The following is a 13,504-nucleotide window of genomic DNA, read 5'->3' as shown; positions in this document are numbered from 1 at the left end:
TCGGTAAACCCATAATGTTGAAAAAAGCTCCCGAAGCTTCCGTTCAACAGGGTTTTCATTGTTCGTGCTTCGCACGCAACGAAAACTTAGCTATTGGTGGCGGGTATTTTTTCAAAATAACGAATTGGATTTGCCATCCCTCTAATTTTTGGAATTTCTTTATTCATATATATATCAAGAATTTCTTTTGAAGTAACTTCTGAACCTTCAAAGCCCCATCTTTTTACACCTCTATTTTCAATATCTTGAACCCATTTTTCAGGTTTAAATACCGCTCTTATTACGCCTTTATATTCTGCCAAAACAAAATCTGAATTTTCTGCTCTGTTTCTGTCTAATACCCACCAACCTCTGGTTGCTTCATAAATGTTTGGTCTGTCATAAATAGGATTCTCACTTTTCTTTTTGTGTCTATTATCGTATGTTTTGTTTATATTGATTACTAAAACGTTATGTTTAATATCTTCTTTTTTTAACACTTCACAATTGTAAAGTATTTCACACTCACTCACCGTTTTAATTCCTTGATTAAATGAATAATGTCCTGCAACAATATTTGAAATTTTCGCAACCTCCGCAAAATCCTTAAAAGTTAAAAAATCAATTAAAACAGATTCAACTATTAGTGCTTCATTTTCTTCTATGCCGTGCCGAACTATAAAGTGTTTTACTTTTAGATTTTCTAATTTTATCGCTCTTATAATCTCTAATTTTTCAGTCCCGATTGGGTTAAATATTGCTTCATTAATATGAAAAAATACACGATTACCATAACCTTTTCCAACATAGAATATTTTATTATCTCTGGGATCTATTAGAATATAGACATAATATTTTAATTCTTCTTGTGTCTTTTGTGAAAATTGTTCAATCATAACTTGTTGTTCTATTGACTGTAAAAATACAAAAAGCCAACGCAAAACAGCATTGGCTTTCTTTAATCGTATTATTAGTTTTCAAAGTTGAGCAATAAAGGTGCTCTCCATTCCCTTAAATTTATGAGACACCTTTTGCATATCCTTTCCTACTTTCTCGTTGAGTATCTTGGCATAAATCTGTGTTGTGGCAATGTTTTTATGCCCTAACATTTTGCTCAAACTCTCCAATGGAACACCTTCGCTTAAAAATAGTGTTGCAAAGGTATGACGTGCCAAGTGAAAGGTTACTTTCTTTTCTACAAGGCAGTCAATCAGTTGAGATATTCTCTTTAAGCTGTCATTACAAATCGTATTTGATGGTACAGGAAATACCTTTCCGTCCTTTGACAATCCTGCATATTTTTCAATAATCATTTTTGGAATATCTAAGAGCATCACGTTTGACGATGTAGCCGTTTTCTTTCTGCGTACGATTATCCATTGGTTGCCATCAAAAAAGTCTTGAATATTACTGTTTCTAAGTCCTTTCATATCTGAATAGGAAAGACCTGTAAAGCAACTGAAAACAAACAGGTCTTTAACCAATTCGTCTTTCTTTTTATCGCAGTTGAACGTTACGAGCTGTTCCAATTCATTGCGCAATAGATAACCGCGGTCTTTATCCTTTTTGGTATTCTTGTATTCGCTGAATGGATTAAAAGCAAGATGCTTTCTGCTCATTGCCAATCGGCAAAGCGTAGTAAATCCAATCATATACAGCCAAATGGTGTTGTGTGTTAAACTTTGGTCGTCACGCAGGTAGTAATCAAAGTCCTGCACAAAATCAGGTGTAAGGTCGTTAAAGGACACATCGGAATAGCCGTATTTTGTAAGGGCAAAATTTCGAAGATGTTTCAAAAGTATTTTGTATTTACTGCGTGTGCCATTTACCCGAAGTCCACTATTAACCTTTTTCTCGTAGTCGGATAGGAACTGTTCATAGAATTTGAAAAAGGTCAGTTCTCCGCTTTCCATCCCAAGAACGGCATTTTTAAGTTTAGCACTGTTTACAGCCCCCTCATTCTTCAGAATTTTGGAATAGCATTCCTCAATACCCGAACGAATTTTGTCAAGTTTCCTGTTTGTGTCTTGTGCTTCTCGGCTTTTACCTAAAACCCTGCCGTACTTCAAATCCCAATTTGTTGCGGAAATATCCAGCTTTGTACTGAATGCAGACTGTTTGCCGTTTACGGTAATCCTGCACATAACCGTAACTTTTCCGTTTTTCTTTGGGGCGTTCTTTTTAAGGTAGAACAATACCTTAAATGTTGATTTTTTTGTCGTTTCCATACTCACAATTCTTAATGATAAAATTAAACCTATGTGAGCTACGGAACAATATGAAAAACTGTGCAGAAAGCTGAAATACAGTATTTTAAAACGATTGTTTCTAATATTTAAAAGTAACGTTTTAGTAACCTTACTTTTGCCAAACCTCGCTTTTTACTGCTTTTTACCTCATTACCAAAAAATCATAAAACGGCTGTAAAGTCTTTATTTACAACCGTTTTGCCTGTTATTAATCTTTGATGTATTTTTACTGAAACTTTATTTTAAAATATATTCGTAAGTTTCCTTACTCCCTTGTCCAAGACGACCTGGTGCCGCTTCCAGATTATGGTCTTTTACCGCATTCAGAACTTCCTGCGGAGAAAGATTGTTGGCCGCCAAACGGTCCGGCTTCAGCCAGAGTCTCATCGAGTAATCTCTGGTTCCGAAAACCTGAGCCTGAGCCACTCCCGGGATACGTTGCAACTGCGGAATGATATTGATTTTCATATAATTCTGCAGGAATAATTCATCATATTCCTTAGGGTCTTCACTATACAAACCCATAAACATAATGAAACTGTTCTGAACTTTTTGAGTTGAAATCCCTGCCTGGACAACTTCTTGAGGAAGCTGGCTCATCGCTTTTGACACACGGTTCTGAACGTTTACCGCGGCATTGTCTGCATCGGAACCCTGCTTGAAGAATACGCTCAAGGTCATCGTTCCGTCATTACTGGAATTGGATGTCATATAGGTCATATTTTCAACTCCGTTTACCGCTTCTTCGATAGGAACGGCAACAGAACGGGCTACAACTTCGGCGTTCGCACCCGGATAAAATGCTGTTACCTGAACACTTGGCGGTGCAATGTCAGGGAACAATGTGATCGGCAGATTGAACACCGACAATGCTCCCAACAGCAATAATATAATGGAGATGACCGTTGAAAGGACCGGTCTTTCTATAAATTGTTTTAACATACTAGTTTAATTTTTAATCTTCTGAATAATTTTTACAAAGGATTGGCTTTCAATAAGCTATCAGAAGAGATTGTTTTTGGTTTGATAAGCGCACCGTCTTTCAAGTTTCCGATGCCGGTGAATACGATTTTTTCACCTTTATTCAATCCTTCGGAAATAAAGTAATAGTGTTCTGTCTTGCCGGAGATTTTCACAGGTTTTCCAGTCACTTTGTTATCTTTTCCAAGAACATAGACGTAAGTTTTATCCTGAATTTCGAAAGTAGATTCTTGCGGAATTACAACTGCATCTGATAATAATTGCGGCATACGTACACGACCTGTATTGCCGGTTCTCAAAGTTCCGTTTGGATTTGGGAATACGGCACGAACGCTGATTGCGCCAGTTGTTTTATCGAATTGTCCGTCAATGATGCTCATTTTTCCTTTTTCTGGATAATTGCTGCCGTCTGCGATGACCAGATCAATTGCCGGCATATTCCTCAATTTTTCTTCAAGCGTTGCGCCTGCATATTTCTTTTGGAAAGCAATGAAATCCAGTTCACTCAGAGAAAAATAAGCGTAGATTTGGCTGATATCCGATAACAAAGTCAATGGAGTAGGGTCGGTTCTGGAGATCAGGCTTCCTTTTTTATAAGGGATCCTTCCTATGTAACCACTCACGGGTGCTGTGATCGTTGTAAATCCAACATTGATTTTACTTCCACCCAACGATGCTTTTGCCTGAGCGGCTGCTGCAACGGCTGCTGCATAATTGGCTTTTGCCGTTTTCAATTGAACATCGGAAACGACTTTGTCTGCAACCAACGGCTGAAGTCTATCCACTTCTACTTTTGCTTTTTGAATATTAGCATTGGCAGCCTGAAGGTTAGCAGCAGCCATATTCATCTGTTCGCCGTAAACTCGTGGATCAATTTTGAATAACGGCTGTCCGGCTCTTACAAAAGAACCTTCTTCAACATAGATTCTGTCCAGATAACCGTCTACCTGAGAACGGATTTCCACATTGTTTTTTCCTTCCAAAGAGGTTGGGAATTCCTGATAAGTTGTTGCAGGAGAAGTGATAACGGTATAAACCGGAAGTTCCGGCGTAGGGAAAACCATTGCCGTATTGTCTGCAGCTTTTGTACAACTTTGCAAAAAGATAATACTCGAGATCAGTACAATAAGTTTAGAATTGTTAGTTATTTTCATTTCAAGTTTTTAAGTGTGTTAATTTTAAGTAATAGTGCAATAGAATTGAATATTGTTAATTTATCTAACGTTGTTAGTTAAAAATCAAAATATTAGCATTTGAGTTACATTGTTTCCATATTTTAAAAAGTTATTATATGATTAATTAATTCATCTGAACCATGTTCTTTTATCTAACAGTGTTAATATAAAGAAACTATTATATCAGATATTATTCCTTTAATAATTAAATTAAAATTAATACTGTGTTAATATTCCTAACAGTGTTAATTGAAAATTGAAAAAAAAATTATAACGATTTTATATAAGCTGCAACAGTCTCATCAAGTGTTGTCTTATTCATCGTAGAAGGGATATCATCATTACGCATCATCATAATTGAGATCAAACCGTGAACCGCTGAAAATAATGCGTGAGAAGAATGGCAGGCATTATCTGGGTTTGAACCTTTTTTAACAATGATATCATAAGTACAATCATACAGTAAATCCTGAAAAGAAGAGAACTCTTCTTTCATCAATCCTTTTCCGCTGCATTGCATTCCCAATCCGAACATCAGCTGATAATACTCCTTATTTTTGAAAGCAAAATTCCAGTAAGCATCAACAATTGCAACCAATTGCTCTTCCGGTGTGTCGTGTTTCTTCTGAGCTTTTAGCAGTTCTATGTGTAGTTTATGAAAACCATTCAGAGATATCTCAAAGAGAATAGCTTCTTTGTTTTCGAAATAATCATAAACCACAGGAGCGCTGTATTCTATAGCATCAGCAATCTTTCTGATGGAAAGAGAAGCCCACCCATCCGTTTTAGCCAAAGAGAAAGCTGCATCCAAGATATTGGCGCGTATAGATTCTTTTTCTCTTTGTCGGCGTTCGTGTACTCCCATTTTAGTTTTCCTAACAGCGTTAGCAAAATTATAAATTTTTTGGTTTAAGTTCCAAATAGAATTTGAAATTTAACATCATCGATCAAACCTATTCCTATGAAAAACGCTGTATAGTGGCTGGTTTGAATTGATTTTTTATTTTAACTTAATAGTAGTTTTAATAATTTTAGAATGTTTTTATAGAAATTAATTATTTCCAATTAATGAAAAAGTTTTTTTTACAAAATCTTTATACGTTAATAACTAACTTTGTTCAACTTTTTGATAAATGAATTGAAAATACCGTTAATAAAAAATATTTCCTTGACGAAGCAATATACCGTAAGCATTTTAACCGTGCTTATGGTTGCTTTCTTATGTTTTTCCTTGCAAAACTGGTTAAGTTACAGAACATCTTCATTAATTTTGCTGATGACGGTTTCTGTGATCGCAATGCTTTTCGATATCGTTCCGGTAATTATTTCGGCAGTTTTAAGTGCATTGATCTGGAACTTTTTTTTTATTCCGCCTGTTTATAATTTTCATATCAACAATACGCAGGATCTACTGATGTTTTTTCTTTATTTTTTCATTGCTTTGGTCAATGCGGTTTTGACTTTCAAAATAAGAGAAGCCGAGAAGAAAGCGCGAGATAAAGAGGAAAAAGAAAATACAATCAAATTATACAACACACTTCTCAATTCCCTTTCTCATGAGCTGCGAACACCGATTGCAACGATTCTCGGAGCAGTTGATACACTTAACGAAAACAAAGAAAAACTATCAATAGACAATCAGAATATTTTGCTTAATGAAATTGGAAAAGCAGGATTTCGGCTGAATAGACAGGTTGAAAACCTTTTGAACATTAGTCGCTTGGAAAATGGAATTTTACGTCCCAAATTCGATTGGTGCGATATGAATGATTTGATTAATTCTGTTCTTCAGAAATTATCGGTTAATGAAAATCATAAGATTATTTTTCAGTCCGATGAGACACTGCCTTTGTTCAGGATCGATGAAGGATTTACAGAACAGATCATCCATAATCTTCTGCATAACTCGATTCAATATACGTCTGAAAATTCAATCATTGAAATTGAAGTGAGGCATCAATCGGAAAATTTAATTATTCTGATTTCTGATAATGGTAATGGTTTTCCCGAAGATAAGATGGATCTGGTTTTTAACAAATTTTATCGCCTTCCAAACACAAAGGCCGGTGGAAGCGGATTAGGATTATCAATTGTCAAAGGTTTTGTTGAAGCTCAAAACGGAAAAATAAAATTGAATAATAAAGAAAATGGCGGTGCTGTTTTTACGGTAGAAATCCCTGCAGAAATGTCTTATATCAACCATCTTAAAAATGAATAAAGCCGAGATTCTTATCATAGATGATGAACCGCAAATCCGAAAACTGCTGGAAATCACCTTGGAAAGTAATGATTATAAAGTTCTGCAGGCAGAAACCGGAAAACAGGGTATTATTATGGCAGCCAATCATCCACCAGAATTGATTTTGTTAGACATTGGATTGCCCGATAAAAGCGGTCACGAGATTCTGAAAGAACTCAGAGAATGGTATAATAAAGCGATTATTATTCTGTCTGTTCAAAACAACGAAAATGATATTGTTTCTGCTTTGGATAATGGCGCAACGGATTATCTGACAAAGCCTTTTCGTACGGCAGAGTTAATGGCTCGTATCCGCTCAGCCATTCGTAGAAATCAGACTCAGGAAAATACTTCTGTCATTGAGATTGATGATTTGCAGATTAATCTTGTCAATAGGACGGTTAAGAAAAATGATGAACTGATTAAATTAACCTCGACAGAATTCAATCTGATTTCGCTTTTTGCAAAACACGAAGGCAGCGTTCTGACACATCAATACATTTTGAAAGAAATTTGGGGTGTTGGTTATCAAACTGAAACGCAGTATCTGAGAGTTTTTGTCGGAACACTTCGTAAAAAAATTGAAGACAATCCCAACCAGCCGAAACATATTATTACCGAAAGCGGAGTCGGTTACAGGTTTCAGTAAGTTAAACACAATGGCACAAGGAAATTCTTAATAATAATTAAGGCAGAAAGATTTGTTTCAAATTTAGCTTTGTGCCTTAAAATTGTATTTAATATTAACGCTTTTGTGCCTTTGTGTTACAAAAACATATTTCAATCTTTATATTTTCTTTATACAAACGCTCAATCTTTTTATCTTTTACCGATAGGCTTCTTACCACTTTTGCATCATCAATTATTAGATGAATGGAAAAGTCAAAAAACGGAATTAACAGCAAGATTACTGCTGCTTCCTTATTGGTTGCCTTAGGAATTATTTACGGCGATATCGGTACAAGTCCACTTTATGCTCTTAGAGCAGTTATTGGAGAAAGAGAAATTACGGAAACATTGGTTTTAGGAGGTGTTTCCTGCATCTTCTGGACTTTGGTTTTACAAACAACTATCAAATATGTCTGGCTGACTTTAAAAGCCGATAATGCTGGCGAAGGCGGAATTTTTTCATTGTATGCATTAGTTCGCCGTTACGGAAAATGGCTGGCAATTCCGACAATTCTTGGCGCAACCACATTATTAGCAGATGGAATTATCACGCCTCCGATTTCCGTAGCTTCAGCAGTTGAAGGTCTGGAAATGGTTAAAGGCCTGGAACATATTCCAACGGTACCGATTGTCATTGTAATTCTTTCTTTATTATTCTTTTTTCAAAGATTCGGAACGCATAAGATTGGTCGGGTTTTCGGTCCTGTAATGGCAATTTGGTTTGCAATGCTATTTATTTTGGGAATTTCACAAATTATCCGGTTTCCATCAGTAATCAAAGCTTTGAGTCCACATTATGCTTATGAATTATTGGTTAATTATCCTCACGGATTTTGGCTTTTAGGAGCGGTTTTTCTTTGTACAACAGGAGCGGAAGCGTTGTATTCTGACCTTGGACATTGTGGTAAAAAGAATATCAGAATCACCTGGATGTTTGTGAAAGTTTGTTTGATTTCATGTTATCTGGGACAGGCAGCTTGGTTATTGAATGAAGGCGGAACGGCTCTCGATGGAAGAAATCTTTTTTACGAAATAATGCCTGATTGGTTTTTAATTCCTGGGATTATTATTGCGACAGTTGCCACAGTCATTGCTTCTCAGGCTCTAATCAGTGGAAGTTATACACTAATCAGTGAAGCGATGAATCTTAATTTCTGGACTAGAGTAGCGGTAAGACAACCTTCCAATATCAAAGGTCAGATCTATATCCCGAGTGTGAATAATATCCTTTGGGCTGGTTGTATTCTGATGATTGTCTATTTCCAGTCTTCGACACATATGGAAGCGGCTTATGGTTTCAGTATTACGATTGCAATGATGATGACAACGATTCTGCTTTGTTACTTCCTGATTTACAGATTGAAATGGAACAAGTTTTTAGTCTTCGGATTATTGATTTTATTTGCGACGGTTGAGATTTCATTTTTCATTGCTAACGTTGCTAAAATTAAGGAGAGATGGATGTTTTTGTTCTTCGAGTTATTCATTTTTATGACAATGTATGTCTGGTTTTTTGCAAGAAAAATCAACAATAGATTTACGAAGTTTGTTGACCTTGGACAATTTGTCCCTCAAATCAAGGAGTTAAGCTCAGACCAGGATATTCCAAAGTTTGCAACGCATTTGGTTTATTTGACGAAGGCCAATCATCGTCACCAGATAGAAGAAAAAATCATCAAATCTATCTTTTCAAAAAATCCTAAAAAAGCAGATGTCTATTGGTTTCTTCATATTAATAGGACAGAAGAACCTTATACTTTGTCTTATAATATTTCGGAATTGGTGGATGATAAAGTTATTAAAGTTAATATCAATATCGGATTCAGGATTCAGCCAAAAACCGAATTGTATTTCAAAAAAATTATGCAGGATTTGGTCAATTGCAAAGAACTCAATCTTCATATTCGTCCGGATGGTTCTTCCAAGTATAACAACGAACCGGATTTCAAATTTGTCATCATAGAAAAATTCCTATCCGTGGAAAATGAATTTGCTTTGAGAGAAGGTGTTTTACTTAATTCCTATTTCTTTCTGAAGCGACTTGGTCAAAGCGATGAAGCAGCATTTGGGTTGGACAAAAGTGATGTTGTGATAGAACACACGCCTTTGGTTTACCAGCCTGTTTCGAAAATCGATTTGAAACGAGAAATCAAAACTCAGCCTATTTTATAAACCTAAATTTTATCATTAATCCAATGAAAAAAAATATCATCATAGCCTTGTGCTTATGGTCACTGAACAGTAATGCTCAAACTTTAACAGAAACTGATAAAAGAAGTATTGTTCAGCAAGTCAAAAAAGAAATTCTTGATAGTTTGAAACTTCAAACCAATTCTAAAATTGATACAACCGATACTGAATTACCGAAAGTCAATAAACAATTCGGAGAACCATTTGAAGGTCTCGATATGAGCTGGGCAAACGGAAGCGACAGACGAACTAAAAATATATGGAAGGATAACCAGTTCTTTGTTCCGAGTATTTTGGTGGATGTCAATTACAATTATTCTTTCAATAACCCGATTGATAATACGGCGATTGGAAGCACAGCCGTTGCAAGGCATAATGAGGTTCAGATTGCGGCTTTACATTTTGGCGGCGATTTCTATTACAAAAATGCAAGAGCGAGAATCATGACGCAGTTTGGAACACGTTCAGTCGTCATTCCTAGAAACGATTACAGCCCTTACCGCGGACAATATAAACTGAATGACGTTTATCGATATCTGAGCGAAGCCAATGCCGGAATCCATATCAACAAATGGTACGGAATCAATATTGACGCAGGTTTGTTTATGTCTTATATTGGACTCAATTCTTTTTATCAGGCTGAGAATTGGGAATATCAGGCATCGTTCACTTCAGATAATACACCTTGGTTTTTTAATGGATTAAGGATTCAGATATTTCCGACCAGGAATTTAAAAATCGAACCCTGGATTATCAACGGCTGGCAGAGTTACGGGCGATTCAATGCGATGCCGGGATTTGGAGCTAATGTGACTTATATTCCTAACAGTAATCTGAAATTAATCACGAATAATTATTACGGCTCCGATGCGGCATTGATTCCGGACAGAAAAAGATTTCACAGTGACAACAGTGTTTTGTGGCGCTACTACAACAGACCAAAATCTGACGGGATTACTAAAATGGCGTTTTCTCTTACAGGAGATATCGGTTTTGAAAAAGGCGGCGGTGTGAATGGTTTCAATAATAATGATCCGGACAAACCAGCACAATATTTCTTAAGTGCAATGTTTTACAACAGGGTCTGGTTTGCGAAAGATAAAATGGCCTGGACTGTTGGTGGCGGCTGGATGAAAAATCCCGGACGGTATTTGGTTCTTTATCCAACTGGACAGGCAAGCCCATTACCCAATCCGAACAATCCTACACAGACAGAAGGCGCATTCCCATTCTCAGCTAATCCGGGAGATCAGTTTGAAGGCTGGGATCTTTCTACCAACTTAGATTATATGCCGAATCAAAGCATTACATTCCGTTTGGAATTTGTTCATCGCGAAGCTAATGTTCCTTATTTTGCTGGTCACGGAGGTGTGACTTCGCAGACAGGTTACACGGTTTCTGAACTGGACCCGAATTGGCGACCTGATTTGGTCAAAAGAGAGAATCGATTGATTCTGGCAATTTTGTTTAGACTTTAAAAAAAGTAGAAGCTTAATAAAAAAGCTTCTACTTTGTGTTTATCAATGTGATTATTTTCCTATAGCGTCATTAAGAAACTGATTAAAGGGATAAATTTCCTTAAAAACTTTAACGGTATTTTTAACAAAGTTTCCTTCCTGAACATCTTCATCAGAAAGCGGATGAAAAACCGTGAATTGCTTGAATTTGAGATAATCGCCCATTGGATTTTCTTTGTCAAAACCTTGCGGCACTTTTACCAGTTTATCGCCTCGTAATTCCAGTTGATCTTTGAAGGATTTTTTGTTGAGGATTTTCAGAAATTCATCACCTTCGGAACTGATTTTTTCACGGATGGATTTTAGGTTTTTTGGTTCGGTCATATAAACACCGCCAGCCAGGAAAGATTTGTTAGGTTCAAGATGAATGTAATAACCGGCGTGATTCAAAGTTTTCGGTCCTTTTTCTACCAACGATGCACCGATGTTGGTTTTGTAAGGCGTTTTATCTTTAGAGAATCTTGTGTCTTTATAGATTCTGAAAATACAATTCTTAGCTTCCAGTCGTTCAACACTTTTATCAAATTCCGAAACACCGGAAATAATCTCATTGACTGCATTTTCAACATTCTCTTTAGCATTTAGATAAAGCTGTTTGTTCTCATTAAACCATTCTCTGTTATTATTGATTTCCAGAGTTGAAAGAAAGTTAAGCGTTTCCGGCTTGATAAGGTTTTTCATCAGAATAATATTTTAGATAAAATTAATAAAAAATCCTGCCGATGAAAGCAGGATTAAGATTTATTGTTTGATGAATTTGGATTTGTAAGTTTTGTTTTTATCTGTTTTGATATCAATCAAATAAACACCTTTTGATAGACTTTCCACATTAATTTCAGTTTGTTTAGAAACCGTTTTCAGCTTTTGTCCGGCAACATTATAGATGTTGATTTCGCTGATGCTTTCGTTATTTGAAAGATTGATTTTTAAAATATCTTTGACTGGATTTGGATATAATTTGATGTTGGCTTTCGTTACATCATTTACGGCTAGTATTTGATCATTGATTTTTAGATTATCAATATAAGCACTTCCACTAAAGTTATCGTGAACAAAATTAACGCCTGTAATATTAGTTTGAGCAAAATTCGGAATCGTTTTGATTAATGCCCCATCAATGTAAAATTTGATTTCGTTGCTATTGGTTTCTGATCTTAGATGATACCATCTGTTGGCTTCCCAAGTAAAATCGGTACTTTCATAGCCATAATCTTCATCATTTACTACTTCCAGATTACCTGTGTAGTTGAAAGAGTAGATAGAAACCGGCATAAATTCATCTGTATCTACAACTCCAAAAGTTCCAAACTCAAATGTAGAGCCTTCTAATTCTGTAATAAAAACATCAAAATCTACGATTGTATGTTGAAAATTATAAGCTCTATCAAATAGTTTAGCTGCACCATAGATAGGAAACCAACCAAAATCTTCCGCTTCATCTACACTTATTTTCAAAGATTGAGTTCCCTCAAAAGCTTTTTCTGTAGAAATCGTTTGATTGTTGATAGGAGCTTCATCATTGTTAAGTGTAACTTCCCAACCATTTTGTCCATTGATATCTCCAGCAGTATAACCTTCTGAAGCTTCAAAAGAAATGGTTTGTTGCGCAAAAGCAAATGATGAAACTAATGATAGAATTAATAAGTATTTATTTTTCATAAACTAAATTTTGCCAATGATAAGCAAAATTAAATTCAAATCAAATTCATAAAAGCCTTTTAATTCTAAGTTTTCGCTAAAAAGAACAGATTTTAGTATAATTTTTGGTCGGTTTCGCAATAGAAACTTCTCCGTTTGGACTTGCCTGTGATTTTACTTGTCAAAGGTTTTCCGCATTTTGGACAATTCTTTTGGTGATGCGCTTTCCAGTTTTTTTTCAAAGTGAATTCCCGTTTCCATTTCAGAAAATCGAAGCTGTAATTTCTGGATTCTTTGATCAGCTCATTTATTTTTTTTGCAGGAAGATGTCCAAGCAAACTTTCCGGCTGAACGGCAATTCTGAAAAGTACTTCATTCTTGATGATATTGCCGACACCGGAGAAAATATCCTGATTCATCAGCGCGTCGCAAACCATCATTTCGGGATTGGATTTTAATTTGAATTTGGCTTTTTCAGGGTTCCAAATGTCACTCATCACATCAGCTTCCCAATCGATAGTTTTCAGGAAGTCATTGGGTAAAAGCTTAACAGAACAAGTGAAGAAAAGCATTTTTCCGTTTTTGAAACTTAATCCTAGACGAAGATTTTTGTCAGGTTTTGTCTGTTTATCAATCTCGTAAGATCCAAACATGAGGAGATGAATTCTGATATTGATGTCGTCGAAAATTAAATAAGTTTGCTTACCATAAAGTCGGATTTCGTTTAAAGTTTTACCGACAAGAATACCTTTGTCAATCTTTGCATTTCCGACAGCAGCAGTAACCTTTTCTCCAACAAATTTGTTGAGATCTTCTTTCATCAAAACTATGGATGGACCTTCCGGCATAACAACTTTTTTCAGGAAA

Annotated in this window: 11 protein-coding genes and 1 pseudogene; 4 read left to right on the top strand and 8 right to left on the bottom strand. The window is 35.8% G+C overall.

Annotated elements, in window-relative coordinates; translation table 11 throughout:
* Nucleotides 1-86: 86 nt before the first annotated feature.
* From QOL71_RS03180 to QOL71_RS03160, 5 genes and pseudogenes are all read right to left on the bottom strand, one after another.
* Nucleotides 87-875, bottom strand: coding sequence for an LEM-3-like GIY-YIG domain-containing protein (locus tag QOL71_RS03180; protein WP_283415522.1), 789 nt, complete (start codon nt 873-875; stop codon nt 87-89).
* Between the two features lie 81 nt (nt 876-956).
* On the bottom strand, nt 957-2,207 hold the full coding sequence (locus QOL71_RS03175) for a site-specific integrase (protein WP_283415521.1): 1,251 nt from the start codon (nt 2,205-2,207) through the stop codon (nt 957-959).
* Nucleotides 2,208-2,468: 261 nt separating this feature from the next.
* A pseudogene (locus QOL71_RS03170) lies at nt 2,469-3,170 on the bottom strand (efflux RND transporter permease subunit); the annotation flags it as partial.
* A gap of 32 nt (nt 3,171-3,202) precedes the next feature.
* Nucleotides 3,203-4,363: an efflux RND transporter periplasmic adaptor subunit gene (locus QOL71_RS03165; protein ID WP_283415520.1), complete on the bottom strand. Its 1,161-nt coding sequence runs from the start codon at nt 4,361-4,363 to the stop codon at nt 3,203-3,205.
* A 289-nt stretch (nt 4,364-4,652) separates the two neighbouring features.
* Nucleotides 4,653-5,249 (bottom strand): TetR/AcrR family transcriptional regulator, encoded by a 597-nt coding sequence (locus QOL71_RS03160; protein ID WP_283415519.1) that lies wholly within the window; start codon nt 5,247-5,249, stop codon nt 4,653-4,655.
* 249 nt (nt 5,250-5,498) lie between these two features.
* Between QOL71_RS03160 and QOL71_RS03155 the strand changes: the two genes are divergently transcribed.
* The 4 genes from QOL71_RS03155 (at nt 5,499) to QOL71_RS03140 (ending at nt 10,960) form a co-directional block, all read left to right on the top strand.
* The gene (locus tag QOL71_RS03155; protein ID WP_346772089.1) at nt 5,499-6,602 is read left to right on the top strand and encodes a sensor histidine kinase; all 1,104 of its coding nucleotides are present in this window, start codon (nt 5,499-5,501) and stop codon (nt 6,600-6,602) included.
* Entirely contained in the window at nt 6,595-7,272 is a 678-nt protein-coding gene (locus tag QOL71_RS03150) for a response regulator (RefSeq protein WP_283415517.1), read from the top strand. The genes QOL71_RS03155 and QOL71_RS03150 overlap by 8 nt, the downstream gene beginning before the upstream one ends.
* A 224-nt stretch (nt 7,273-7,496) precedes the next feature.
* Nucleotides 7,497-9,464, top strand: coding sequence for a KUP/HAK/KT family potassium transporter (locus QOL71_RS03145; RefSeq protein WP_283415516.1), 1,968 nt, complete (start codon nt 7,497-7,499; stop codon nt 9,462-9,464).
* Between the two features lie 23 nt (nt 9,465-9,487).
* Nucleotides 9,488-10,960 (top strand): porin, encoded by a 1,473-nt coding sequence (locus tag QOL71_RS03140; protein WP_283415515.1) that lies wholly within the window; start codon nt 9,488-9,490, stop codon nt 10,958-10,960.
* Nucleotides 10,961-11,011: 51 nt separating this feature from the next.
* On the opposite strand, the gene QOL71_RS03135 is transcribed toward QOL71_RS03140, so the two are convergent.
* The 3 genes from QOL71_RS03135 to QOL71_RS03125 form a co-directional block, all read right to left on the bottom strand.
* Nucleotides 11,012-11,680, bottom strand: coding sequence for a DUF2461 domain-containing protein (locus QOL71_RS03135; RefSeq protein ID WP_283415514.1), 669 nt, complete (start codon nt 11,678-11,680; stop codon nt 11,012-11,014).
* 60 nt (nt 11,681-11,740) lie between these two features.
* Entirely contained in the window at nt 11,741-12,658 is a 918-nt protein-coding gene (locus tag QOL71_RS03130) for a T9SS type A sorting domain-containing protein (protein WP_283415513.1), read from the bottom strand.
* Nucleotides 12,659-12,750: 92 nt separating this feature from the next.
* Nucleotides 12,751-13,485 carry a DNA-formamidopyrimidine glycosylase family protein gene (locus QOL71_RS03125; protein ID WP_283415512.1) on the bottom strand — a complete coding sequence of 245 codons (735 nt, stop codon included), beginning with the start codon at nt 13,483-13,485 and terminating at the stop codon, nt 12,751-12,753.
* Nucleotides 13,486-13,504: the final 19 nt, after the last annotated feature.

It is taken from the genome of Epilithonimonas pallida, assembly GCF_900182975.1.
GTDB classification, from domain to species: Bacteria; Bacteroidota; Bacteroidia; order Flavobacteriales; family Weeksellaceae; genus Epilithonimonas; species Epilithonimonas pallida.
This window is presented reverse-complemented; position numbering and strand designations above follow the sequence as displayed.

Bases quoted from the DNA above. Each gene is read 5' to 3' on its own strand.
- QOL71_RS03180 (WP_283415522.1), bottom strand. From the start codon at position 875: ATGATTGAACAATTTTCACAAAAGACACAAGAAGAATTAAAATATTAT.
- QOL71_RS03175 (WP_283415521.1), bottom strand. From the start codon at position 2,207: ATGGAAACGACAAAAAAATCAACATTTAAGGTATTGTTCTACCTTAAA.
- QOL71_RS03165 (WP_283415520.1), bottom strand. From the start codon at position 4,363: ATGAAAATAACTAACAATTCTAAACTTATTGTACTGATCTCGAGTATT.
- QOL71_RS03160 (WP_283415519.1), bottom strand. From the start codon at position 5,249: ATGGGAGTACACGAACGCCGACAAAGAGAAAAAGAATCTATACGCGCC.
- QOL71_RS03150 (WP_283415517.1), top strand. From the start codon at position 6,595: ATGAATAAAGCCGAGATTCTTATCATAGATGATGAACCGCAAATCCGA.
- QOL71_RS03145 (WP_283415516.1), top strand. From the start codon at position 7,497: ATGGAAAAGTCAAAAAACGGAATTAACAGCAAGATTACTGCTGCTTCC.
- QOL71_RS03140 (WP_283415515.1), top strand. From the start codon at position 9,488: ATGAAAAAAAATATCATCATAGCCTTGTGCTTATGGTCACTGAACAGT.
- QOL71_RS03135 (WP_283415514.1), bottom strand. From the start codon at position 11,680: ATGAAAAACCTTATCAAGCCGGAAACGCTTAACTTTCTTTCAACTCTG.
- QOL71_RS03130 (WP_283415513.1), bottom strand. From the start codon at position 12,658: ATGAAAAATAAATACTTATTAATTCTATCATTAGTTTCATCATTTGCT.
- QOL71_RS03125 (WP_283415512.1), bottom strand. From the start codon at position 13,485: ATGCCGGAAGGTCCATCCATAGTTTTGATGAAAGAAGATCTCAACAAA.